The following is a 25075-nucleotide window of genomic DNA, read 5'->3' on the forward strand; positions in this document are numbered from 1 at the left end:
CAGGTTTCAGTCCGTGATGGTCGGCGGCTCGGTCAGGAACGGGCGCAGTTCGAGCCATTCGTGAATCGGCTTCCCGCCTGCGCCGGGCGCGGCCGAGAGCTCGCCGGCCAATTGGACGGCACGGTCGTAGTTGTCGACGTCGATCACCATCCAGCCGGCAATGAGGTCCTTGGTTTCCGCGAACGGACCGTCGGTGACCGGGGGGCGACCCTCACCGTCGTATCGGACAAAGGTGCCCTCAGGAGCGAGAGCCTGACCGTCGACGAACTCGCCCGCCTTCTCGAGCCGATCCGCGAAGTCCTGCATGTACTTCACGTGGGCAGTGATCTCGTCCGGCGTCCACTGGTCCATCGGCACGTCGTTGACTGCAGCCGGAGCGCCGCGGTAGTGCTTGAGCAGCAAGTACTTGGCCATCGTGAATCTCCTCTGTGTCGGTGCCACCCATTCTGGTCGCACTTCACTACAGGGACGAAGCAAGTCGGGGATTCTCGACATTGCGGGGCCTTCGGCCCTGTGCGCCTTTTTGGTAGTGCCCGCAACCAGAAAGGCGCACGGGGCCGAAGGCCCTAAATCCACCCCTGCCGGCGGGCGATCACTGCGGCTTCGTGCCGATTGGCTGCACCGAGTTTGGTGACAGCTGACGACAGATAGTTTCGGGTGGTACCCGCAGACAGGTGTGCCCGGGAAGCGATCTGCTCGATGGATGCTCCGTCGGCCGCGTACTCGAGTACGTCCGCTTCGCGCGGAGTAAGCGGTGAGTCGCCGGCGCCGATTGCCTCGGCAGCCAACGACGGATCGACGTACCGCCCGCCCGCGTGGACGCTGCGGACCACCTCGGCGAGCGTCGCCGCAGGCGTCGTCTTCGGCAGAAATCCTCGGACGCCTGCTGACAGTGCCTTCTTCAGATACCCGGGACGCCCGTGGCTCGTCACGATGATCGAGACGCACCCCGAGACCGTCTGCGCAATCTGTTGCGCCGTCTCGATGCCGTCGATACCTGCCATTTGAAGGTCGAGCACGGCTACGTCAGGTTGATGTTTTGCAGCAGCGACCACGGCATCCTCGCCGGATTCGGCTTCCGCGACGACAACGATGTCGTCCTCGAGCGACAACATCATGGCCAGAGCCGAGCGGATCAGGTTCTCGTCGTCGGCCAGCAGTACCTTGATCGGCTCGGTCACCGAGACTCCTTCGTTCGGGACGGAAAGTGGGCGGTGAGGGTGAAGCGATCTTCGTCCTGCACGGTTTCGACAATTCCTCCGACGGCGCCGACGCGCTCGCGCAATCCGTTCAGGCCGGTTCCGTTGTTCGGCTCTGCGATCCGTGCGCCGTCGTTGGCGATCACGACGCCGTCCGCGAACACTTCGATGCTGCAATTCTCGGCACTGGAGTGCCGGAGAATGTTGGTGACGCCTTCACGGACGACCCAGGCGGCAGCTTCGGCCAGTTCCACCGGCAGCTGATCTGCCGATCCACGTATCGCAGTGGAGATTCCGGCGGCCTCGAGCAGAGACTGCGCACCGGCCAGCTCGGACGCCAAGGCGATGGACCGGTATCCCCGAACCAACTCGCGCGCTTCGTCGAGTGAATCTTGCGCAAGTTCGCGTACTTCGTCCATCTGCGCGGCGGCACGATCGTCGCCGCGCCGTGAAAGAGTAGCTGCAAGTTCACTTTTCACCGCAATTGCAGACAGTGCCCGCCCGACGACGTCATGGAGATCGCGTGAAAATCGCAACCGTTCCTCGGCGACGGACAGAGCGGCAGCGGCTCCGCGTGCCTCGTCCAATTCGGTGACCATCCGCAGCAGCCACACCGACATGTAGACGGTCAGCCCCATGAAGGCGGCGACGATTCCGACGGACACGCCGCTTTCCGGACCCGCAAGCAGTCCCAGTACAACCCCGGCGGCCACCGAGCCCACGATCAGCCAGCGCAACGACGTCAACCCCGCAAGGGGCACGACAAGGATTGCCGCCAGCCAGAAGTACGGGCCGTTCTCGCCATTGCTTCCCAAGGCAATTCCCGCCGAGCAGAACGCCGACAACGTCATCACGGCAAGAGGAATCTGGACGGGCTTGGCCACGACTCCGCCCAGATCAGGCATCCGAGACACGGCGATGACGCACGCAACGGCACTGATTCCGAGGAAGACACCCGACAGGTACCGATCCGCAACGACCTCGGTGACCGCACCGAAGCCACCGAAAACCACTGCGACCATGATGAACGATTGCCGCGTGTAGAGGCGAACCTTGTCGACGTTCGACGCGGTTCGCCACGTCCGTCTCGGATTCCAGCGTCCGAAGTTCTGCGCGATCATGCCCACTACCTTCTCAGAGTTCTACGAACGCTTCTCAGAGTTCTACGAACGCGGTTCCCAGCGGAAGTGGACGTTCGCGATCAGAACCGAACCGACGATCCACGCCAGCATGACCAACAACGGTTGCGCAGCCGAACCGAAGGTGTCGACAAATCCCGCTGCCGCACCGGGCGCATCGCCCAGATCAGCCAGTTCGCCAGTGGTCCGCCCCAGCCATCCGAGATTGAGAAGGTCGACTACCGCGGCCAGCGGAGTGAAATCGAGAATGCGAGCAACGTTGTCCGGCACGACATTCCTGATCGAAGACATACCTGCCGTCGCCAGAATCAGAATCGGCATGCAGGTGATCTGCGCCGCCTCTGCATTTCGCGTTACAGCCGAAGTGATCAACGCCAGCGCCGTGAAGAGCGCGGCGCCGCCGATCACCGCGACCAGCACCAGGACCGGATTGACCGGAGCACTACCGCCCAGAACCATCACGGCGATTCCGATCACCACCGTCAACAGGCCGGTGAGAACCCACGACGGCACTGCCGGGCCCGCGAGGATCTCGGCGTCGCTGCATTCCCCTGTCCGTAGTCGCTTGAGAACCAACTCGTCACGACGCGTCGCGTACACCGACAGGAGGTTGTAGAAGACCACGAACACGAGCAGGAAGAGTGCAAACACCTCGAGGCCTGCCGACACCGACTTGTCGGACAACCCGCCATCGCGCGACAGGTACAGCATCCCCACGGGAAAGATCAACGGGAGGACGATTGCGTTGAAGAGCAACAGTCGATTTCGTCCCAGGAGCGTAAACTCCGAACGAGACAGGGTTGCTATGCGGTTCATGCCGACGCTCCTTCGAGAGTTGCGTGATGATCGAATTGGTCTGCAATGGAGAGGAATACGGTCTCCAGGGATGCCGCGCGGGCATCCAGTCCGGTCAGCAGGATGTTGTTGTGCTGTCCCCACAGCAGCAGTTCCGTCAGCGTCTCCTGCACTGTGCGAGTGGTGATCACCACCAGATCGTTTTCGACGCGTACCTCGGCGCCGGCCAGGGCCGGGAGCGGAAGACCGGGACGGTGCAGTTTGATCTGAGCGGGATGATCCGCAACGACGTCCGCCACGGTTCCGCTGCGCACCACCGATCCTCGGTGCATGATCGCCAACTGGTCGCACAGGGACTCGGCTTCGTCCAGGTAATGCGTCGTCAACATGATGGTGACGCCCGACGCTTTCAAGTCAGCGATCAATTGCCAAGTGTTACGTCGACTTTCGGGATCCAAACCAGTAGTCGGCTCGTCGAGAAACAGGACGAGTGGCCGGCCGATGATCGCGCACGCCAGATCCAGTCGCCGCGCCTCACCTCCCGAGAGGAACTTCACGCGGGTATCACCACGGTCACGCATGTCCACGCGCTCGAGCACCTCGTCCACGGGCAGCGGATTCGAGCAGGTTCCGGCCCACATCGCCAAACTCTCACGAGCAGTCAGGTCTTGGGGCAAGCCACCCTTCTGGAGCATGATGCCAAGCGACGGGCGAATCTGCTTGCGGTTGCGCACCGGATCCATGCCCAGAACGCGCACCGTTCCGGCACTGGATCGTGAAAGACCCTGAATCACTTCGAGAGTGGACGTCTTGCCGGCACCATTGGTTCCGAGGAGGCCGAACAGCTCGCCTTCCTGAACACTCAGATCCAGATTGCGAACAGCATCGAACGCCTCCTTACCGGAGCCGTAACGCCGCGACATTCCGACTACGTCGATCACGGGATCGCCCTTCATCGCTGCGCCTCCGCTCGGTTCCAGCCGCGCAGTCCGATCACGAATCGGATACCCGCATAGACAGCGAGAGCGGCAACAAGAATCCAGAACACGGGATTGGAGCCGATGATCGCGAACAGCACTCCGATGATCGCAATATTCACGACGATCACAACAAGTTCGCGGCCCATCGTGGGTGCGGGTCCGATGTCCATCAGGTCCGTCAGGAGGCTTCCCTCATGTGGTTCTCTCATGCATCCAAGCTTCGCCGGAAGTCAGAGCCGAAAACAGTGCACTGCGTCATCACCTGCGGTGACACCGTCACGGATCAGCGATGACAAATGTCATGCGACGTCCCCGCGGGGACGCGTCGTAAACCGCGGGTAAGGGTCACCTCGTTGTTTTGCCGTTCATTTTTACGTTCCTTTACCCTTGCTTAGAGCTTCTACGGTTCCCGAAGTCCGTACATCGAATCTCGGGAGTTCACGGTGGCTATCAAGCCTTTGGCCTTGTTCGTCAAACACGACGGCGTGTCTGCGCGCGCGTCGATCACCTGCCAGTACAAGTGCGGAAACGCGTGCTCTCACGAGGTCCCCAACACCTCGGGCGGCGAGTACTTCCGCGACATCGCACGCACAGCGCTGAGTCGTCGCGGCTTGCTCCGGGGCAGCGGCATGGCAGTCCTCGCGGTGGGAGCGGGCAGCGCCCTCGTTGCCTGTTCGGACGAATCCGCAAGTGCCGAACCGGGAACCGGATCGACGAGCGGCAGCAGCAGCGGATCGACACCAGCGGGGACGAACTTCGGCGCCGTCGCGCCCAACAAGGAAGACAAGGTCACCGTCCCTGACGGATACGATCAAGCCGTCGTGATTCGCTGGGGTGACGCCGTTCTCGCCGGCGCCCCGGCTTTCGACTTCGACAAGCAGACTGCGGCAGCGCAGGAACTGCAGTTCGGATTCAACAACGACTTCGCCGGATTGCTCCCGGTCGACGGGCAGCCCAACACCTACCTACTCGTGGTCAATCACGAATACTCCACCGAGCCGGCGATGTTCCGCGGCTACGATGCGGAGAACCCGACCGAGGAGCAGTTCAAGATCGGCCTCGCCAGCCACGGACTGTCGGTCGTGCAGGTCAAGGGCGAATCCGACAACGGCAAGCTGGTACCGGAGATCGGATCGAACAACCGCCGCATCACCGGAACCACGGAATTTGTCGTGACCGGCCCCGCTGCAGGTAGCGACTTCCTCAAGACGAGTGCCGATCCCACGGGAACCAAAGTGCTCGGCACCCTCAACAATTGCGCCGGCGGCGTCACCCCTTGGGGCACAGTGCTTTCCGGCGAAGAGAACTTCAACCAGTACTTCGCGAACGCCGAGGGTGTCACCGATCCCACGGTGGCAGCACGGCTGAAGCGCTACGGTCTTGCCGGTGCCGCTTCCGAGCGCAAGTGGGAACGCTTCGACAAGCGGTTCGATCTGGTCGCAGAACCCAACGAGGTCAACCGATTCGGATACGTCGTCGAGATCGATCCCTGGGATCCGTCGTCGACTCCGATCAAGCACACAGCGCTCGGACGTTTCAAGCACGAAGCCGCCACCATTTACATCACGGCGGACGGCACCGTCGTCGCCTACAGCGGCGACGACGAGCGCTTCGACTACATGTACAAGTTCGTCTCCAGCCGAAAGATGCAGGACGGCAAGAGTCAAGCAGCCATGCGCCACAACATGACTCTGCTCGACGCCGGAACACTGTACGTCGCAAAGCTCAGCGGAAACTCCGCCGGCGAGATCGACGGCAGCGGCAAACTTCCGTCGGACGGCAAGTTCGACGGAACCGGCGAGTGGGTAGCCATCCTGCGCACCGGCGAAGACGGCAAGGGCGAATCGCTGGTAGACGGTATGAGCGCCGAAGAGGTCGCCGTCTTCACCCGCCAGGCCGGTGACAAGGTCGGGGCAACGAAGATGGATCGCCCCGAGGACTTCGAGGCAAACCCGAAGAGCGGCAAGGTTTACGTCGCACTGACCAACAACACCAAGCGCGGAGTCGACGGTGGCGCCGCGGCCGACGAGGCGAACCCGAGGAACAACAACAAGAACGGCCAGGTCCTCGAAATCACCGACGACCACGCCGGCACCACCTTCGGCTGGAATCTTCTTCTCGTCTGCGGAGATCCGGCCACAGCCGATACTTACTTCGGCGGGTTCGACAAGAGCAAGGTCAGCCCCATCTCATGCCCGGACAACCTTGCCTTCGACCCGCACGGCAATCTGTGGATCTCCACCGACGGCAACGCACTCAAGTCCAACGACGGGCTGTTCAGCGTTGTCCTCGAAGGCGAAAACCGCGGTGAGACAAAGCAGTTCCTCACCGTTCCCGTCGGCGCCGAAACCTGCGGCCCCATCGTGGACGAGAAGCGCGTCATCGTCTGCGTCCAGCACCCCGGCGAGACCGACGACGCCAGCATCGAAAGCCCCGCATCCCATTGGCCCGACGGTGGTTCTTCCCAGCCTCGCCCGTCGGTAGTTGCAGCCTGGAAGAAGGACGGATCTCGGCTCGGCTCGTAACACACACGAAAACGACTGTGGGGCAGATCGCATACTCTGCGATCTGCCCCACGTCGTTTACCTCAGATTCTCAAGAGAATCAGTTGTCACCGTCCTCGCGACGCTTACGCGTCAGGAGAACAACACCCGTTCCCAGCGCCAGCAGCAGAACCAATCCACCTGCTGCGAGCAACCCGGTGTTCACGCCACTCTCACCAGCGCCACCACCCGAGTTGATCGTCCCGCCCTGAGGAGCAGACGGCTTCGGCTGACCCGGCTGACCCGGGTTTGCTGTCGGCGGCTTCGGCTGACCCGGAACCGTCGGCGGTACGACGATCGGAGGCACAACGACGATCGGGGGAATGATGATCGTCGGTGTAACCGGCACCGTCGTGTTCGGAACCGTCGTGGTCGGCGGAACTGTCGTGACCGGCGGCGTTGTCGTCGGCGGCGTCGTTGTCGTCACGCCACACGGATCCACAATCTCTTCCGCGACAACTTCTTCTGTCGTGGTCTCCTCTGTGGTGGTCTCCTCCGCGGTGGTGGATTCCTCCGTACCGGTCACATCAGCGTCACCGGCAGTGATCGCGCTAGCCGTCGTCGTCGCAACCGTTGTCGTCGGAACCATCCGCGTGGTCGTCGTCGGAGGAACACAGGGCTCCGTCGTGACCGGCGGCGTCGTGGTGGTCGTCGGCGGCACCGTAGTGGTGGTCTCCGGCGGGTCTATCGGGTGTTCGGTGCAGAGAGCGTCGCCCGGGACACAGTCCACTGGCGGGTTCTCGCCACCAACCACCAGGTAGTTGTTCAGGACACCCGGAGTGAATCCGGGACCTGACAACGTTCCGATCTCAGGATTGACCTTGACGGTGTACGTCACTGTCGCGGTCTCGCCCTTGGCCAGCTTTCCGGTGACCGTGAAGACGTTGTCGACGACACCCGAAACAACCAGCGTGGAAGTGGTAGCCGGATCCTTCGTCATTACTGCATCGTCGAGAACGTCGGTGAGATCGTCGTAGAAGCTGACCTCACCATCCGCGGTGCCCACATTCTTGAACGTGAGCGTGTACGTGATCTCCTGGCCGCCAACCACACGGTTCGTGGTGGACGGAACAGAGGACTTCAGTACCTCGATCGCGGGTGTGCCATCCACCGGATGCTCGGTCGTCACCGGCGGAGGAGTGATCTCCGGACCCGTCGGCGGCTTCGCAGTACCAGTGACCTTGTTGTTGATCAGAACCCCGCCGGCAACACCATCGTTGATCTTCACCTGGTAGGTCAGGACAACCGACTTACCGGCTTCCAATGCACCGGTCCAGGTGAGCGTGGTGCCCGACAGGGTCGGAGCAGCACCGTCGACACCGTCAACAGTCGCCTTCAGCGAACCGTCCACCAACGTCGCGTTGTCGAGAACCTTCGACAGATCATCGGTCAACACCACCGGATCAAGAGTCGTGTTACCCGTGTTGGAACCGGTCACGGTGTACGTGATCGTCTGACCAGCAGCAACATTGGTACCCGACGCAGGATCGGCAGCCTTCGCGACCGTGAACCCCGGAACCTTCACCGGATGCGTCGTGCACAGCTGCGTCGCCGGATCACACACCTCCGGAGGATCAACCGGCGGAGTCGTCCCCGGAACAACGAAGTTGAGCACCGTGTTGTCGGCATTCGCCGCAACGCGATCGGCATCAGCCTTGACCGTGACGGTGTACGTCACCGTCTTGCTCTCACCGGCCGCAAGGGATCCCGTCACCGAGAAACCATCCGTGCCGACCATCGCAGCAGTCAACGGAGCATCAGCACTCAAGCTGCCCGCAACCAGATCAGCATCATCGAGCAGACCACGCAGATCATCGAAGTGCGCGACCTCACCCGCACCGTTACCGGTGTTCGAGAACGTAAGCGTGTACTTGATGTCCTGACCGGCAACAACATTCGAACCCGACACCGGATCAGAAGACTTCACCACAGCAATCTTCGGAGACAGAACCGGATGCTCCGTCGTCACCGGCGGAGGAGTGATCTCCGGACCCGTCGGCGGCTTCGCAGTACCGGTGACCTTGTTGTTGATCAACGTGCCACCGGCAACACCGGCATTGACCTTGACCTGGTAGGTCAGAACAACCGACTTACCAGCTTCCAATCCACCAGTCCACGAGAGCGTCGTACCCGACAGGGTCGGAGCAGTCGCGTCGACACCGTCGACCGTTGCCTTGAGCGAACCGTCCACCAACACCGCGTTGTCGAGAACCTTCGACAGATCATCGGTCAACACCACCGGATCAAGAGTCGTGTTACCCGTGTTGGAACCGGTCACCGTGTACGTGATCGTCTGACCAGCAGCAACATTGGTACCCGACACCGGATCCGCAGCCTTCGCGACCGTGAACCCCGGAACCTTCACCGGGTGTTCGGTCGTCACCGGCGGAGGAGTGATCTCCGGACCCGTCGGCGGCTTCGCAGTACCGGTGACCTTGTTGTTGATCAACGTGCCACCGGCAACACCGGCATTGACCTTGACCTGGTAGGTCAGAACAACCGACTTACCAGCTTCCAATCCACCGGTCCACGAGAGCGTCGTACCCGACAGGGTCGGAGCAGTCGCGTCGACACCGTCGACTGTCGCCTTGAGCGAACCGTCCACCAACGTCGCGTTGTCGAGAACCTTCGACAGATCATCGGTCAACACCACCGGATCAAGGGTCGTGTTACCCGTGTTCGTACCGGTCACGGTGTACGTGATCGTCTGACCAGCAGCAACATTGGTACCCGACGCAGGATCGGCAGCCTTCGCGACCGTGAACCCCGGAACCTTCACCGGATGCGTCGTGCACAGTTGCGTCGCCGGATCACACACCTCCGGAGGATCAACCGGCGGAGTCGTCCCCGGAACAACGAAGTTGTTCACGAACACCCCACCGACCACATCGGCATTGACCTTCACCGAATACGTCACCGACTTGCTCTCGCCGGCCGCCAAGGTTCCCGTCACCGAGAAACCATCGCCGCCGACCATCGTCGCAACCAACGGAGCATCAGCAGTCAAACCACTCAATGCACCCTTGTCCACAACCTGACGCAAATCATCGAAGTACGCCACCTCACCCGCACCGTTACCGGTGTTCGAGAACGTAAGCGTGTACTTGATGTCCTGACCGGCAACAACATTCGAACCCGACACCGGATCAGAAGACTTCACCACAGCAATCTTCGGAGACAGAACCGGATGCTCCGTCGTCACCGGCGGAGGAGTGATCTCCGGACCCGTCGGCGGCTTCGCAGTACCGGTGACCTTGTTGTTGATCAACGTGCCACCGGCAACACCGGCATTGATCTTCACCTGATAGGTCAGAACAACAGACTTACCCGGCTCCAGAACACCAGTCCACGAGAGCGCCGTCCCCGAGAGCGTCGGAGCAGCGGCAGCAGCACCGTCGACTGTCGCCTTCAGCGAACCGTCCACCAACGTCGCGTTGTCGAGAACCTTCGATAAATCATCAGTCAACACAACAGGATTGAGCGTCGTCTTACCGGTGTTCGTACCGGTCACCGTATACGTGATCGTCTGACCAGCATTGACGCCGGTACCCGACGCAGGATCCGCAGTCTTCGCGACAGTGAAACCGGGAACCGAGTGATTCGTCTCAACCGGCGGCGGAGTGATATCCGGACCGGTCGGCGGCTTCGCAGTACCCGTGACCTTGTTGTTCAAGACCGTACCCGCAGCGACACCGTCGTTGACCTTCACCTCGTAGGTCAGGACAACCGACTTGCCGGCTTCGAGAACGCCAGTCCACGAGAGCGTCGTACCCGACAAAGTCGGAACAGCCACGGAAGCTCCGTCAATGGTCGCCTTCAGCGAACCAGGAACGACAGCAGCATTATTGAGGACCGCACCCAGATCGTCATTGATCTGTACCGGATCAAGCTTCGTCTTGCCGGTGTTGGTGCCGGTGACGGTGTACTTGATCGACTCGCCGGCCTGAACCGTCGAACCGGAGATCGGATCGGCAGTCTTCGCCAGCGTAAAACCTGGAACCGAGTGATTCGTTTCCACCGGAGGAGGAGTGATGTCCGGACCGGTCGGCGGCTTCGCTGTACCGGTGACTTTGTTGTTCAGAACCGTTCCCGCGACAACGCCGGCATTGACCTTCACCTGGTATGTCAGAACAACAGACTTACCGGCCGGGAGATTCGCGGACCACGACAAAGTGCTGCCCGACAGAGTCGGAGCAGCAACAGGAGCACCGTCGATGGTCGCCTTCAGCGAGCCCGGTACGACAGCAGCATTGTTGAGAACCGCACTCAGATCGTCTTTGATCGTCGCGGGAGTCAGGGCCGTCTTGCCGGTGTTGGCACCGGTGACGGTGTACGTAATGGTGTCGCCGGCCTGAACCGTCGAACCGGAAACCGGATCAGCCGTCTTGGTCAGCGTGAAACCAGGCATGGGATGCGTCGTGCAGAGATTGGTTGCAGGATCACATGTTGTGGGGGGAGTTGTAGTCCCCGGAACCAGATAGTTGTTCAGAACTTTGTTGCCGCCGTCTTTGACAGTGACGGTGTATGTGACTGTCCCCTTGCCGCCGGCCGGCAACGTGCCGCCGACCTTGATCTTGTCGGCGCCGTTCAATGCGGCGGTGAGTCCGCCGGTTGCAGCACCGACCGCAACTGTTCCGTCATCAATGACGTCGGCGAGGTAGTCCGTGTAGTCGATCGTTGCCGGCGCAGTGCCCGGATTCTCGAAATTCAGAGTGTAGGTGATTGATTGGCCGATATTGACCGTCTCACCGGTAGGTGGTGACGACGACTTCTTCACGAGAACCGGGGTGTTCTTGACCTTGCAATACACGTTGTCACCCGGTGTAAGTGCTGCCTGCGCAACGTCACCGACCCTGAGGGCCTGGGTCACGCCGTTTACCTGGCAATCCCACGATGTCGCATAGTTCGCGGTCTTGGTCGCCGAGGTAGTTGGCTTCTCCCAGAACGTGACAGGGGTGGGCGTGGTATCTGCGAGGAGCGTCCGCCAGCCAGTCGATGCCGTCGTATCAGTCGCACCGGTCGTGGTGCTCTTGATCTCGGTTGCTGCAGCGGCGCCTGCATCAGCGTGGTGTCCGGTGCTCATGCCGATAGTGAAATCGTCACCGGGGGTGACGCGCGTGAGGTCCTTGTCGATCTTGACCTTCGACAGCAGCACACCGAACGCCAGGCCCTGACGCGAGGTCGCCTGAACGGTATTTCCGAAAGTGGCTGCGAAACTTGTCGGAGCAGTCGATGCAACGACCAGCGTTCCGGGCGTGCGCCCCTGGCCATTGACGTTGTTCCACGAATCGCATCGGACGGTATTGGCTGGCATACCCGTCAGCCCACCGTCACAGGCCCGAATTCCGGGGTAGGCAGGATCACTGTCGTCACCGACGGTACGTGCGATCTGCCGTAGAGGCTTGTCCGAATTGAAAGTGAGGAATTCACGGTCGTTCGTAGTATTGATATTCGCGTCTGTCGACTCAGCGTCGGCTGCTACGAGCCCGTAGTTGTTGACGGCGCCATTCGGCCCCGTCATCACGATGTTCTTCAGCGAGACTGTTCCACCGGACTGACCAGCGGTGGCTGAGGTTTGGTAGATCGCCGGCTTGATCGTCGTCGGCACACCCGTGTACGCGGAAGTTCCCAACGCTGCATAGTGCAACGTGGGAAATGCCTTCGTTTCGATCCCCTGGTGATTCTTTCCTGCAACCGAGTCAGTGAGGAAGGCCTTGAAGTTGATCTTGTAACCGTCGGTGAGCTGGATTTCCATCGACTGCCCTGCCGCAGAAGCAGCCGTTGCCGCATCGAGCGTCGACATATCGATCCAGCAGATGTTCTGCGAGAACGGACCGGCGCCGGGGGCGCTGAATGCGCAGCCTTTTGCAGGCTGTTCATCCGGAAGAACAGCGGCGCGAGCCGGCGCCTGAGCCTGAACGGGGCCGCCGAGCGTCGCGGCCGGCTGCGCTGACGCAACCACTGCCGTCGCGCCGGAGATACCGAGAATCATCGCGATGGCGGTCCATACCACCGTCCACGCTCGCACCCAGGGCGGGAGCCCTGCGGTGAATATGGCCGACCTTGTCGGCGGTATGTCGTTAGGCATTTCTTACTCCCCAGGATGTGCCTGATCGATGTTCGATGGACGGAGATGCGAGAGCGCTGGCGCGAACTCCCGGTTGATCGGTTGGTTCGGGTCGATGCGCCTGTTTTCGGCTGATCGACCTCACACCGGACGCTGTTGCCGGTCCTGTCATTCGAGCTCCTCTTCGGAAACACCTGCGTGTTGGAAGAGCCGCCCTGAACAGGACCTTGACCCTCGAAATCCGCGCAAATCGAGAGCAACCTTCCAGTTATCAGGAACAAGATAACAGATAACCGGGAGCTTGCCCATCGAAAGTCGGACAAAGCAGACCGATCGACGTTTTTGTTCGTAGATCGGACAAGCTTCGAGGAGCAGTGTTGTCCGAGCGGACAATTCAGCCCTCGGAGTGCGGCACCGCGGCGAAGGCGATGACATTCAACGTTTCCGCTGACCAGATCGGGTGACGACCAACCTCGAAGAAGATATGGAATCTGGACAAATGCCCAATATGGATAAGGCCTGTTGGATGCGCCACAGACCCTCGAACGACGTTCGGAAACCCCGTCCTGCATGGAGTCCGATCACGCGTGCGAGTCCGTCGAAATTGATCGAATTGATCCAGACCACACCCAGCGACTGCTGCCGGTAACGAAGCATCCCGAGGCTCCGATAATTGGATTGCGAGGCACCAACTTCGCCCGAAACCGGGCGGCCGCCTTCGATTCAAACCCAACTTCAAGTCCGTTTTGTAGCTTTTCAGGCAGAGCAGTTCTGCTCATTTTCTGCCATAGCTATTTTCTGATCCTGCTCAGCTAGTCGAAAGTTCAGCGACCGTGGCTACCGCCCGGCAGAATTCTCGTAACTGACGAGCAACAACCGGACTAACCAGCCAAGCGTCACAAGAGTGCCAAATAGGGCCCTTCCGCGTGCCTCGAGGCAAATGCATCGAGGGCGAAAGGGCCCGAACCGGGCACCACGGAGCCAAGGGCCCCGCCGCAAACTAGCTGCTGCCGAACCCCACACTGTTGGCGTAGCGATCGAAATCGCCCTGGGCTCCGCTGTAGACGTTGATATCAGTGTTTCCGGTGATTCCGGGGATGCGTCCGGTGCTGGTGTACTGCCAGAAAGTCCAGTTGGACCAACCGCCGGGTAGCGGCCCCGGTGCGTTCTGCCCGTTGTAATCGGCGATCCACAGCGGGTAGTGGTTGAACTCGGTGGTGTTGGCCATCTGAGTACGCCAGAAGTTGGGATACGTGTAAATGATGGGCTGCCGCCCGGTAAGTGCCTGGACTGTATTCAAGTAGCGATGAGTCCAGTCGATGACCTGCCCGGCGGGCAGTCCCTTCGCGTCCTCGAGATCCAGAACGGGCGGGAGGTCACCAGGTCCGTTGATACCCAGGACGATCGCCGAATAGAAGGCGGCCTGGGCTTCGGGGGACTGGCGAACGTCTGCGTAGTGGTAGGCCCCGCGCGAGACGCCGGCAGCACGCATGACCAGGCAATCCTGGATGAAGTACGGATTGACGTAGTTGAGCGACTCGGTGGCCTTGACCATCGCGAACTCGTGCCCTGACGCCTTGACCTGGAACCAGTCGATTCCGGTTCCGTCCACGTGCTGCCACGAAGAGACGTCCGGGCCGCGGGGAGCGTCGGCAGCGGCGAGGCCAGGTGCCGTGATCGCGATGGCAGCTGCCATCGCGATCGGGGTGAGCTTGCCCAGTGTCCTGACGATCCGTCGCTCGACCATTTCCCGAGACTAAGGTCGACTAGTCCGTTTTGTCCCCTAATTCAGGGAATGTTCACTCAACCGAGCCAATCGAGAACAGCCGCAGCGGTCCACGACTGTTGCATACTGCCCAGCGGCTCACCGGTGAAAGGCTCGTAGTATTCGGCAAAACTGCCATCGCTGGCCTGCCGCAACCCCTCCGAACGTAAGACGTGCGATCTCTCGGCCCACCCCCGACGCGCGAACACCCACGAGAACAACCACGTGATCACCGGCCACACCGGGCCACGCCAATACTCCCGAGGACGGAAATCGCCGGAAACCGGAGACGTCGACGGTGGGACAGCAAACCGCATGTCCGGGTGACCACAGAATTTGGGCCCCTCGAAAGTGCGCAACAGAGCGCGCTCGGCATCGCGGCTCAGGCCGCCGCACAGCAACGGCGCAAACATCGCGATGGTCTCGGTATGAACCCATCGCCCGGTGCGAAGATCGAAATCCTTTGCTGCACCTGATCGTTCATCGGTGGTGGCAATCACGCCCTGCCGGAATCGATCTGCCCAACCGCGCAGATCACGGACGTCGGAGTTCGGCCGCGAATGCTCCTCACCGATAGTTGCCAAGACGTCGCATGCCATCGAGAAAACCGCACTGACAAACACGTCCTCGACGGCAAAACTCATGGCAGTGGCGAGTTGAGAATCCTCGTACCGCACGGCCTTCATCTCTTCGAGAAGCCAAAGGTAGCGGTCGTATTCGTTATCCGTGGGCCGCTGAGACAGGTCCGTCACCACAGCGAGATCAGCACGCTGATACGCAGGAACTTGTCCCGCAACAACATTCGCGTACGCCAGATCCCACCGCGGAGAGTTGTCCATCCCAGATTCCCACCCGTGATAGAGCGCGATACGGCCGTTGCCGTCGAGATCGCGGGCCTCCGCCAACCACCGGTGCCACCGAACCAGATCGCTCCAGCGCCGGTCGAGGAACTCTTCCGCGACCGCACGCGTCGTACGTCCGTGCCGACGCGAATGATCGAGAATCCGCTGCACCGCGATCGCGTGAACGGGGGGTTGGGTGATTCCCGATGTAGCGGTACCCAAAGGAGCATGCGCTGCCAACGCATTGACATCCCACCGCGTCGGGCCGGGGAAGTAGCCGTCGACACCGTTCGCGAACACGATGTGCGGAATCATTCCGTTCTTCCACTGAGCCGAGAGCAAGGTATCGAGCTCTACTACCGCCCGTTCGACGCTGAGCGGCGCCAGACCTACCGCCACGAACGCGGCGTCCCAGCTCCACATGTGGGGATACAGCTTCGGGGCAGCGCTGGTCATCGTGCCCAGGTCGTTTCCGCGCAGCAAGTAGGCAGCTCGGGCGGCGAGCTGAGTCGGGGTAAATCCGCGGTCGGCCATAGATGTCTATTTTGCGACGCGTCGAGCCTTTGCGCTCACCGAGCACGAATCCGGCGCTGCAGCCGCAATAATGAAGGAAGTCCGTCAGGTGATCTCGGAGTGGAGGCCTAGTGCGCGAGAAGATCAAAGCACTGCTGTTCGACGTCCAGGGCACAGCGACCGATTTTCACAGCACACTGTGCCGAGAGGCCCGTCGAATCACCGACGCCGACGTGGACTGGCCAAGATTCGTCAATCTCTGGCGCGCTGAGTACTTCGCGAACACCTCCGAGGCCGACGACTCCACAGGCGAATGGGTGACAGTACATTCGGTGTACCGCGAGGCTCTGCGCAAGCTGTTGGCCCGCGAGAGCATCGAACTTTCCTATGCCGAACAGGAAGAACTCACCACCGCCTGGAAATTCCTGGACCCGTGGCCCGACACTGTCGCCGGCCTGACAACCCTGCGCCAGCAGTACACAATCGCTGCCTTGTCCAACGCCGACGTGAATGCCGAGGTCAGCATCTCCCGGCACGGAAATCTGCCATGGCATGCCGTCTTCACTGCCGAAATGGCCGGCGTCTTCAAACCGGATCCGAAGATCTACCACCTGGCTGCTCGATATCTCGGGTACGACCCGGCCGAGATCATGATGGTTGCCAGTCACAAATATGACATCCGGGCGGCCAAAGCTCTCGGATTCCGCACAGCCTTCATAGCTCGACCACTCGAATTCGGAGCCAGGGGCAATCCCGATGTGTCCTTCTCCGACGAGTTCGACATCAACGCCGAGGACTTTCTCGATCTGGCAGCGCAATTGGTCCACTGATCCCGTGCCTGCGCGTCGTTGCTGGTATTCCTACGTGAAGGAATATCGAAACGGACAGGCGGTTTGGAATTCATGGGCACCAAGGAAGACAGCGCTACCCACGAACGCATGGCCCTGCGGTACTCGCTCGTGGTCGCAACGGCGTTGGCTGTGCTCGCCGCATTCTGGGGCTGGATCTCGCAGTCCCAGGTGATCCTGCTCGACGGTGTGTACGCCCTCATCGGAATGGTGTTGACGGCGATCTCACTGCGGGTCTCGCGGATAGCCGACTCGGGCCCCACCGCACGCTTCCCGTTCGGAAAGGAGGCATTGATCCCGGTCGTCATCGCTGTCCAGGGCATGGCACTACTGGCGACGCTCGCCTACGCCGCAGTCGAGGCAGTTCGTGTCATCCTCGCGGGCGGAGCCGACGTCACCGCGGGGTCTCTGGTGGCATACGGCGCTGTCAGCGCAGTGGTGTCGATCATCATCTGGCGCTACGTCGGACAAGTCGACCGCACATCTGATCTGCTCGTCGCCGAAGCCAGGCAATGGGGAGCGTCGACTGCCTTCAGCGCGCTGGTCGCAGTCGGTGCTGTCGTCGCAATGATCCTGGGCCGCACCGATTTCTCCGACGCCGACCGATATGTCGACTCCGTCTTGGTCCTCCTCGGCTGCGCGATGCTGGTCCCGCAACCGTACGCACTTCTGCGAACCGCACTGATCGAACTCCTCGAAGGTGCTCCCGGCGAAAACGTTCAGGCCCGCGTGCACGATGCCATCGCCGTCGTCCGCGACGAATTCGGCTTGGACGAACCGACTCTCACCATGAGCAAGGTGGGTCGCAAGCTGTATGTCGAAGCGACGTTCATGGTCGCGCCACACAGCTGGGACATCGACGGTGAAGACGCAGTACGACGCTCGTTCGCCACCAGCCTCGCCGATCTCCCCTACGAACCGTGGCTGAACATCGAACTGACTACAGATCCGGCGCTGATGCTCTAGCGACGGAATCTGCTCTCGAACAACAGAATCACGACGGCCGGGCCCACCTCACCTTCCCGAAAACGCCCTTGACTCGAAAGTATGTTCGAGTATGATGGAAGGTAGAACGGGGGGTTCTCATGACGATCAACATCACCGAAGATGCCGTCACCGACGTGGTCAACAACTCCGCCGTGGGTGTGCGCGGACGATTGTGGCGGCTTCACCCCAGCGACGTCCGCGAGATCGCCATCACCGCGTCAGCGGAAATCCTTCGACTGGAAGCCATTCGAGTGGCCGCCGTCGACACCCTGACGTTGAACCCGGACGAACAAGTACTCTGCTACCGCGGCACCGGACAATGGCTCGCGAACCACACCATGCTGCAGATCTCCACCGGCAGAAGAATCGCAGCCCTGGGCAAAGCGCTACGGTCGTTTCCCGAGATCGAAGACCAATTCGATGCCGGTGACCTCACTTTCGAGCACGCAGCACTGATCGTGGCGTTCTGCGAATCCCCACCCAAGGCAATGCCCGACGCCGCACTACCGTACTGCCGCGACACACTCCTCGCCGCAGCATCCGGAACCGAAGCAACCACCGTCAAACTGCGCTACGCCATCAGCGTCCTCGAGCACATGTTCGAATCCGACGACCCACCACCAAGCGAAGACACCGACCGCAACGAACTGCGCATCTCCCCCACCCTCAACGGAAGAGTCGCCGTCCGAGGCGATTTCGACGGAGTGACCGGCGAAATGCTTCTCTCCGCCCTCTCCAACCTCTCCATGCCCACCCCCGCCGAAGACGGCACACCCGACAAACGACCCGCCGCCACACGCAACGCAGACGCCATGGCAGAACTCATCCGGCGCTACCTCGACAACGCTGCCACCGGCATCGACGGCGGCCAACGCCCACACCTGAACGTGCACATCAACGCCAAAGACCTGGCCTACCACCGTGAATGCGCCACAACGAGTGATGGCTCAACACCTGCCCCGTCCGAGGACGACGATCCCGGTATGCTCGATCTCGACTTTCACGATCTCGACTTTCACGATCTCGACTTTCACGATCTCGACTTTCACGATCTCGATGTCGGCCACATGCCCTGGATGGGACCACTGAGCGTCGGCCGCACCCGCATGATCGCCTGCGACTGCATGCTCTCCAGCGTCCTCCTCGACGGAAACGGCGCCCCACTCGACGTCACCCCACTCAAAAGGCTTGTCACCGCAGCACAACGCACCGCCCTGATCGCCCGCGACAAAGGCTGCGCCTTCCCCGGCTGCGACTGCGTCCCCGCCTGGACCGACGCACACCACATCAAACACTGGGCCAAAGGAGGACCAACCGTCATGGACAACCTGGTCCTGCTCTGCCGAACCCACCACACCCTGATGCACCGAAAACCCGAATTCACCGGACAATGGGAAATCCGAATGGGCACCGATCACCTGCCCTGGTTCATCCCACCGCCAGGCATCGACCCCGACCAGAAACCCCGCCGCTCCACCACACGACTCTGAACCCGGAGGTCACCGAGCAAACGCCTCGGTGACCCATTCCGGCGTGCTTCGATAGCCGGAAAGGGCGGCACGGCGACATCCATCCAACTCCACGCTCACAGGAGTACCACCCGAACCGTCAACCCGTAGGAGGGTTGATGATGCTGTCGCTGTCGCGATCTGATCACAAGGCGGAGCTATAGGAGCATCGGCTATGGCGGCAACCACGTCTCGACTCTCCGCTTCGGACAGGCGAATAACGTCCACGTCTGTCTGAGATTCATGCCGGCACACGGATAGTCCTGCAGCATCAGCGACAGGCGTAGCCAGCTCATTGTCGAGCGGGTCATAGACTTCGCCTCTCTCGAACTGCTCGCGCGCCTTGTCGACTTCTCTGGCATCTGTCCGGTCGAATTGAAGGGCAGACGAGCGATCGCAATTCGCCATCGTCGGAGAAAGACTCAACGAAGTTCGGACACGTTCGACTTCATGCAGAGATCGAAGCGAATCGAGAGGCCCGACTTGAAAGCCGCACGGACTCGACGGCCAGGCCGGAAACATCACTTGTCCGGCACTATTGACCATCCACAGTTTGACGGGAATCAGTTCGCTTGTGACACAACTCGCAACGACATTGTCGGGAAAGCGTTTGGAGTCGACACGATATGCATCCTTGACGGCGGCTACGTCACCTTCGAGTCGAACCATGTCGACGGTTAGCGCTCCGGAGGCGTCTTCGCCGACTTCGCAACGAAATACTGCCACTGGATCGAAATCAGATGGAGGATACCCTATTTCGTGTTTCGGACGCGAATACAGATCGACACCGAACAGGCCCCATGCGACTTCAATTCCGAGACAGTCGGCAGTCTCGAACACCCGAGCCTCAGGAGGTGTGAAGTACACCGAATCTCGCCAGAAGGGAGCCGAACAAGCGGTGGCCAGGCAAAGCGACGCCACCAACAGCAGCGCGCGTGCCGAGACCGTCAATTGCCCGCCCACTCCAGAAGATCTTCGGCGGTCCACGTATTGATCACCCGATCCGCTTCGACGCCGCACTTTTCGGCCCGGTCACAGCCGTAGCCCTGCCAAGCCAACTGACCGGGGGCATGGGCGTCAGTGTCGATGGAGAAAAGACAATCGAGATCGCGGGCCAACTCGATCAAACGCGAAGGCGGGTCACGACGCTCCGGTCGGGAATTGATCTCAACGGCTGTGCCTGATTCGCGGCAGGCCTCGAACACTTTCTCCGCGTCGAACTGCGACTCGGGCCGGGTTCCGCGAGCACCCTCGACAAGACGCCCGGTGCAGTGTCCGAGAATATCGACACGCGGATTTTGCACTGCAGCAAGCATTCTGCGGGTCATCGCCTCACGCTCGGACCGCAGCTTGGAGTGGACGCTCGCCACCACGATGTCGAGTTCGTCGAGCAGATCGGGATCCTGGTCGAGTGAACCGTCCTCGAGGATGTCCACCTCGATTCCCGTGAGGATGCGGAAGGGAGCCAGTTCGGCATTCAACCCGGCTATCACGTCGAGTTGAGACCGTAGGCGCTCCGCGGACAGCCCGTTGGCAACTGTGAGGCGAGGCGAATGGTCGGTGAGGGCGCAGTAGTCATGGCCGAGTGCTGCTGCGCGTCGCATCATCTCTTCGATGGGGCTTCCACCATCGGACCAGTCGGAGTGGGTGTGGAGGTCGCCGCGGAGGGCTTGTCGCAATGGGCTGTCGCCGATGGGCTCAGCCTGCCCCCGCAGTTCCTCGAGATACTCGGGGATGCCGTCGTACGACTGAGCGATAATCGTGGCAGTCTTCGGCCCGATGCCGGTGAGGGCCTTCCAACTGTCGGCTTTCCGGCGAGACTCCTTCTGCTCGTCGGACAATCCTGAAAAGACCTCCGCAGCTCGGCGATAGGCCTTGACGCGGTGCGTTTCAGCGCGTGATCGTTCGAGCCAGTAGGCGATCTCCCGAAGCGCTTCATCCGGTTCCATGAGACCACTGTTCCGTCAGCAGCGGCTCGCGGCAACCCTTGATCCCCTTACGCTGTGAATATGGACGACCCGAGAGCACGATTTGAAGCCGCGCGGGTGGCTCACCTGGCAACGGCAGATGCGGCCGGCGTTCCGCACATCGTGCCGCTGGTATTCGTCTTGGTCGGCGCCACCGTCTATTCCTGTGTCGACCACAAACCGAAAACCACGACCGCTCTTCGCAGGCTCCGGGACATCACCGAGACGGGGCGCGCAAGCCTGCTGGTCGATCATTACGACGACGACTGGTCCGCGCTCTGGTGGGTCCGCGTCGACGGACATGCGGAGGTTCTCGACCCCGGCACCAAGGAGTCCGAGAGCGCGATCGATGCTTTGGCCGCAAAGTATCCGCAGTACGTAGATCACCGACCGCACGGACAGGTCATAGCTGTCCGCGATGTGGAGTGGTCGTCATGGTCCGCAGCAGCCTAAGGTTCTGTCCTAGTGTTCAAGGAGCGAAAGTGATTGCAACACTCTCAATTCGGACAAATTGGCGGGGGATCGATGAAACGACGGCAGTTACTTCAGCGCGCAGCCACAGGTCTGGCGCTGGTAGCGGGACCTCAGGTGATCGACATGGGTAGCAGTTCCGGAAGCAGTCAAGACGCAACAAGCCCGTTGAACGAACAGTTGTCGGTTGTTTCGCTCTCACACGTGAACGACCCGGCGACGACACCGGTTTTTCCAGGCGACCCCGAGTTCACTCTCGACACAGCGGCCACCATCGCAGACGACGGCTACTACCTCCAGTACGTCAAGGAAGGTGAGCACACGGGCACGCATTGGGGCGCACCCGCACACTTCCAGGAAGGCGGCCTCACAGCCGACCAACTCGATCCGGCGGACCTCTTCCTCCCCGCAGTGAAGATCGACATCCGGGACAAGGCTGCCGCCGATTCGGACTATGCGCTCACGGTCGCGGACCTGCAGGAATGGGAAACGCGCAACGGCAAGATCCCCGATGGAGCGGCCGTAGTTCTCTGGACCGGATGGGAATCGCGCTGGGGTAGCGAAGAATATGCCAACTCCGATGCCGAGGGCGTCACCCACCAGCCCGGCTTCTCGGTGGACGCGGCGCGGTGGCTGATAGACACCGGCCGTTTGGGCACCCGCGGAGCATTGGGAACCGACACGTTCGGTCCCGACCTCGGAAACGACGAAACCTACCCCGTCTCGACAATCCTGTACGACAAGCATCGAATCAGCCTGGAGAACTTGAACAATCTTGCCGCCCTGCCAACCACCGGGGCTAGCATCCTTGTCGGTGGTGCGATCAACAAAGCCGGATCGGGTTCACCGGCAACGATTTTTGCACTACTACGGCGATAACCATTTGCGGCGGTCGCCGTAGACAACGACAGCGCCCTTCCCACTTCACTTCGCCTCGTACATCGCCGCATCGGCCTGGCGAAGAAGAGTGTGCGCGCTGAGCGGTTCGTCCCCGAACTCGAACTGCGCGGACTCGAAATGCGCGACACCAACGCTCGCACCCACCGACACCGATGTGTCTGCCGTCTGATCGGACCTGAGCGCGTCGACGATCCGGCGAGCCACGACGACGGCGTCGTCGATCGTGCCCTGCAGGAGCACTGTGAACTCGTCGCCACCGAATCGGGCGACAAACGCACCCTCGGGAACCGCTTCGCGCAGACGTGCTGTGAGAGCAACCAGTAACCGGTCGCCGGCCGGGTGCCCGTATCGATCGTTGATCTGTTTGAAGTCGTCCAGATCGACAAGCATCAGCACCCAATCGGAGTTCGTCTGGCGATAGTCATCGATGGCGCTCGAAAAGTGTTCGTCGAACGCGGCCCGGTTTGCAAGCTCGGTGAGTGGGTCGTGATGTGCTCGGTACCTCAGCTCGTCCTGGGCAGCGGAGATCTGTTGGAGGAGCGCGTCGTTCTCGAGGAGCGTGAGTATTTGGCGCACCAGCGCGAGAACCAACACGCCGACGCCGAGTATCACGACCACGGCATCGAGGTTGCCGACAATCAGCGCCTGAACAGTCACGATCGTCGCGATCACCGCGATCAACAGATACGGCAGCAGCAACTGAGTCCGATCGCTTTGCCACTGCTGTGGCGCGTTGCGGTTCCGAGGCTCGGTTCGCTTCGTCAGCGCCGCCAAGGCGATCAACGGCGGCCCCGCGATGAACCCGGCATCGGCGATGGTCGGCATACTCTCGGCGCCGATCGCCACCAAGTACGCGTACAGGCTGTCCGAAAGGGAGAGCATCACCAACCCGCACCCGAGGAACGTCAGCGGTTCACGGATCTCGGCAACGGCCTTCGGTCCGATGACCATCAGCAAGACCATGGCGATCAGAACGAAGTCGGTGATCGGATACATCACCGCGACAAGAAACCCGAGAGATCCCGTCGGACCGGTATGAACGACGGCGCCCAAGGCGGTCGTCCACGTGAGGATGAACAATCCACCGACAACGACAAGACCGTCGAGCGTCAGCACGAGCCAGAGATGGATCGGACCGATCGCCTCACGCCGGGGCGACTGACGCACCAACGACAGAAGCGCCGGCACGACGAACACCGGGAACATGAAGAAACCGATATCCGCGATCGACGGCGACGGAAGTGGAACGTGGAGAACCGAGCGGTAGAACGCCCAGAAGAACATCCCGAGAGTCCAGCCGGCCATACCCAGAGCCATCAGAGTTCGCCAACGACGCTCGACGCCGTGATAGCGCCGCGATGTCCACCAACAGACCGCAGTTGCGGTGGCTCCGCCGACGAGCTGGGCGATATCGTCCACCAGAACCGAAGTTCGTGGGCTGAGCAGCCCGGATCCGGCGAGAGCGATGACCGCGACAACGACGCCGAGAACCAGCCACGTGCGTCGCGCTCGGAACTGCGTCATCGAAGAACCCATCGGTGTTCAAGGCGTCACCACCGATCGTCTTGCAGCCGGCATCGTTGCGGCCGGAATGTTCGTGGTGACGAATGCCCGTACGAACCTACCCGATTTGGTAGCGGATTGTTAACTGGACGAACGATCAGGAAGGCTCGTACGCCGCGGCGCTGTATTCCGCTCGGGTCCTACGCCGCTGCGAGGTCCATTTCGCGATCACCCCTTGCGACGGGCTGAACAGGTACACCAGGGCGAATACGATGCCCTGCGTCATCACAACCATGCCCCCGGAAGCCGTGTCGAGGTAGTAGCTGACGTAGATACCCGTAATCGCGCAGATCGCGGAAACGACGGGAGCTATCACCAGCATCCGCGAAAACTTGTCGGTGAGGAGGTAGGCCGTCGCGCCGGGGATGATCAGCATCGCCACCACCAGCACGACGCCGACGGCTTGCAACGCCACAACGGACGTGAGTGCGAGGACGCCGAGTAGCAGCGCACCCAGGCGCTTGGGCGAAAGACCTATCGCGTTCGCATGGATCGGGTCGAAGGCGAACAACGTCAGATCACGACGCTTGATCAACAGAATGCTCAACGCCAACGCGCCGAGTATCGCGACCTGCAGAAGATCGGACGAGCTCACCCCCAGCAGGTTGCCGAAAATGATGTGGTTGAGATCGGTCTGGCTGGGGGTCACCGAGATGAGAACCAAACCGAACGCAAAGAGAGTCGTGAAGACGATACCGATCGCGGCGTCTTCCTTGACGCGACTGGTGTTACGGATCAGTCCGATCAGCGCTACGGCGATCAACCCGAAGATCAAGGCCCCGATGGCAAATGGTGCGCCGACGACGTAAGCGAGGACAACACCCGGCAGCACGGCGTGCGAGACGGCGTCGCCCATCAACGACCACCCGATGAGCACCAACCAACAACTGAGCACCGCGCAGACAACCGCTGCCACAACCGCAACGGCCAACGCTCGCACCATGAATCCGTACTGGAGAGGATCAAGTAGCAGTTCTACGAGGTTCAT

19 protein-coding genes are annotated in these 25075 nt (G+C 61.2%); 6 read left to right on the plus strand and 13 right to left on the minus strand.

Features of this window, described 5'->3' with window-relative positions:
- Window positions 1-6: 6 nt before the first annotated feature.
- From ACBG85_RS28585 to ACBG85_RS28610, 6 genes are all read right to left on the minus strand, one after another.
- On the minus strand, window positions 7-414 hold the full coding sequence (locus tag ACBG85_RS28585; RefSeq protein ID WP_003945999.1) for a YciI family protein: 408 nt from the start codon (window positions 412-414) through the stop codon (window positions 7-9).
- A 152-nt stretch (window positions 415-566) separates the two neighbouring features.
- Window positions 567-1181, minus strand: coding sequence for a response regulator transcription factor (locus ACBG85_RS28590; RefSeq protein WP_003946002.1), 615 nt, complete (start codon window positions 1179-1181; stop codon window positions 567-569).
- On the minus strand, window positions 1178-2320 hold the full coding sequence (locus ACBG85_RS28595; RefSeq protein ID WP_054782137.1) for a sensor histidine kinase: 1143 nt from the start codon (window positions 2318-2320) through the stop codon (window positions 1178-1180). The genes ACBG85_RS28590 and ACBG85_RS28595 overlap by 4 nt, the downstream gene beginning before the upstream one ends.
- Before the next feature lie 42 nt (window positions 2321-2362).
- Complete coding sequence (locus ACBG85_RS28600) at window positions 2363-3154, minus strand: ABC transporter permease (RefSeq protein ID WP_003946064.1); 792 nt, start codon at window positions 3152-3154, stop codon at window positions 2363-2365.
- Window positions 3151-4089, minus strand: coding sequence for an ABC transporter ATP-binding protein (locus tag ACBG85_RS28605; protein WP_372025674.1), 939 nt, complete (start codon window positions 4087-4089; stop codon window positions 3151-3153). The genes ACBG85_RS28600 and ACBG85_RS28605 overlap by 4 nt, the downstream gene beginning before the upstream one ends.
- On the minus strand, window positions 4086-4322 hold the full coding sequence (locus tag ACBG85_RS28610) for a hypothetical protein (RefSeq protein ID WP_228401538.1): 237 nt from the start codon (window positions 4320-4322) through the stop codon (window positions 4086-4088). The genes ACBG85_RS28605 and ACBG85_RS28610 overlap by 4 nt, the downstream gene beginning before the upstream one ends.
- 234 nt (window positions 4323-4556) lie before the next feature.
- On the opposite strand from ACBG85_RS28610, the gene ACBG85_RS28615 reads away from it, so the two are divergent.
- A complete protein-coding gene (locus tag ACBG85_RS28615) occupies window positions 4557-6638 on the plus strand; it encodes a PhoX family phosphatase (RefSeq protein WP_042450656.1) in 2082 nt (693 codons plus the stop codon).
- Between the two features lie 79 nt (window positions 6639-6717).
- On the opposite strand, the gene ACBG85_RS28620 is transcribed toward ACBG85_RS28615, so the two are convergent.
- The 3 genes from ACBG85_RS28620 to ACBG85_RS28630 all read right to left on the minus strand — a co-directional run bounded on the left by ACBG85_RS28620 (window position 6718) and on the right by ACBG85_RS28630 (window position 15864).
- A complete protein-coding gene (locus ACBG85_RS28620) occupies window positions 6718-12744 on the minus strand; it encodes an isopeptide-forming domain-containing fimbrial protein (protein ID WP_372025676.1) in 6027 nt (2008 codons plus the stop codon).
- A 979-nt stretch (window positions 12745-13723) separates the two neighbouring features.
- Window positions 13724-14419, minus strand: coding sequence for a glycoside hydrolase family 25 protein (locus ACBG85_RS28625; RefSeq protein ID WP_370334015.1), 696 nt, complete (start codon window positions 14417-14419; stop codon window positions 13724-13726).
- 107 nt (window positions 14420-14526) lie between these two features.
- Window positions 14527-15864, minus strand: a complete 1338-nt coding sequence (locus tag ACBG85_RS28630; RefSeq protein ID WP_372025678.1) for an amylo-alpha-1,6-glucosidase — start codon at window positions 15862-15864, stop codon at window positions 14527-14529.
- 110 nt (window positions 15865-15974) lie between these two features.
- On the opposite strand from ACBG85_RS28630, the gene ACBG85_RS28635 reads away from it, so the two are divergent.
- The 3 genes from ACBG85_RS28635 to ACBG85_RS28645 all read left to right on the plus strand — a co-directional run bounded on the left by ACBG85_RS28635 (window position 15975) and on the right by ACBG85_RS28645 (window position 19168).
- The gene (locus ACBG85_RS28635) at window positions 15975-16673 is read left to right on the plus strand and encodes a haloacid dehalogenase type II (RefSeq protein WP_372025680.1); all 699 of its coding nucleotides are present in this window, start codon (window positions 15975-15977) and stop codon (window positions 16671-16673) included.
- A gap of 72 nt (window positions 16674-16745) precedes the next feature.
- Window positions 16746-17657, plus strand: coding sequence for a cation transporter (locus ACBG85_RS28640; protein ID WP_372025682.1), 912 nt, complete (start codon window positions 16746-16748; stop codon window positions 17655-17657).
- Window positions 17658-17776: 119 nt separating this feature from the next.
- A complete protein-coding gene (locus tag ACBG85_RS28645) occupies window positions 17777-19168 on the plus strand; it encodes a DUF222 domain-containing protein (protein WP_372025683.1) in 1392 nt (463 codons plus the stop codon).
- A 9-nt stretch (window positions 19169-19177) separates the two neighbouring features.
- Here the strand turns inward: ACBG85_RS28645 and ACBG85_RS28650 are convergent, their stop codons facing one another.
- Both ACBG85_RS28650 and ACBG85_RS28655 read right to left on the minus strand, forming a co-directional pair.
- A complete protein-coding gene (locus tag ACBG85_RS28650) occupies window positions 19178-20149 on the minus strand; it encodes a hypothetical protein (RefSeq protein WP_372025685.1) in 972 nt (323 codons plus the stop codon).
- Window positions 20134-21135 (minus strand): PHP domain-containing protein, encoded by a 1002-nt coding sequence (locus tag ACBG85_RS28655; protein WP_058227445.1) that lies wholly within the window; start codon window positions 21133-21135, stop codon window positions 20134-20136. Before ACBG85_RS28655 ends, ACBG85_RS28650 begins: the two co-directional genes overlap by 16 nt.
- Before the next feature lie 60 nt (window positions 21136-21195).
- On the opposite strand from ACBG85_RS28655, the gene ACBG85_RS28660 reads away from it, so the two are divergent.
- Window positions 21196-21606, plus strand: coding sequence for a TIGR03668 family PPOX class F420-dependent oxidoreductase (locus ACBG85_RS28660; RefSeq protein WP_372025687.1), 411 nt, complete (start codon window positions 21196-21198; stop codon window positions 21604-21606).
- Between the two features lie 144 nt (window positions 21607-21750).
- A complete protein-coding gene (locus ACBG85_RS28665; RefSeq protein WP_007729041.1) occupies window positions 21751-22503 on the plus strand; it encodes a cyclase family protein in 753 nt (250 codons plus the stop codon).
- Between the two features lie 45 nt (window positions 22504-22548).
- On the opposite strand, the gene ACBG85_RS28670 is transcribed toward ACBG85_RS28665, so the two are convergent.
- Complete coding sequence (locus ACBG85_RS28670) at window positions 22549-24048, minus strand: diguanylate cyclase domain-containing protein (RefSeq protein ID WP_372025689.1); 1500 nt, start codon at window positions 24046-24048, stop codon at window positions 22549-22551.
- Between the two features lie 136 nt (window positions 24049-24184).
- A complete protein-coding gene (locus ACBG85_RS28675; RefSeq protein WP_372025691.1) occupies window positions 24185-25075 on the minus strand; it encodes a metal ABC transporter permease in 891 nt (296 codons plus the stop codon).

Origin of the sequence: Rhodococcus sp. NyZ502 (assembly GCF_041464245.1) — a bacterium.
In the GTDB taxonomy this organism is placed as follows: Bacteria; Actinomycetota; Actinomycetes; order Mycobacteriales; family Mycobacteriaceae; genus Rhodococcus_F; species Rhodococcus_F qingshengii.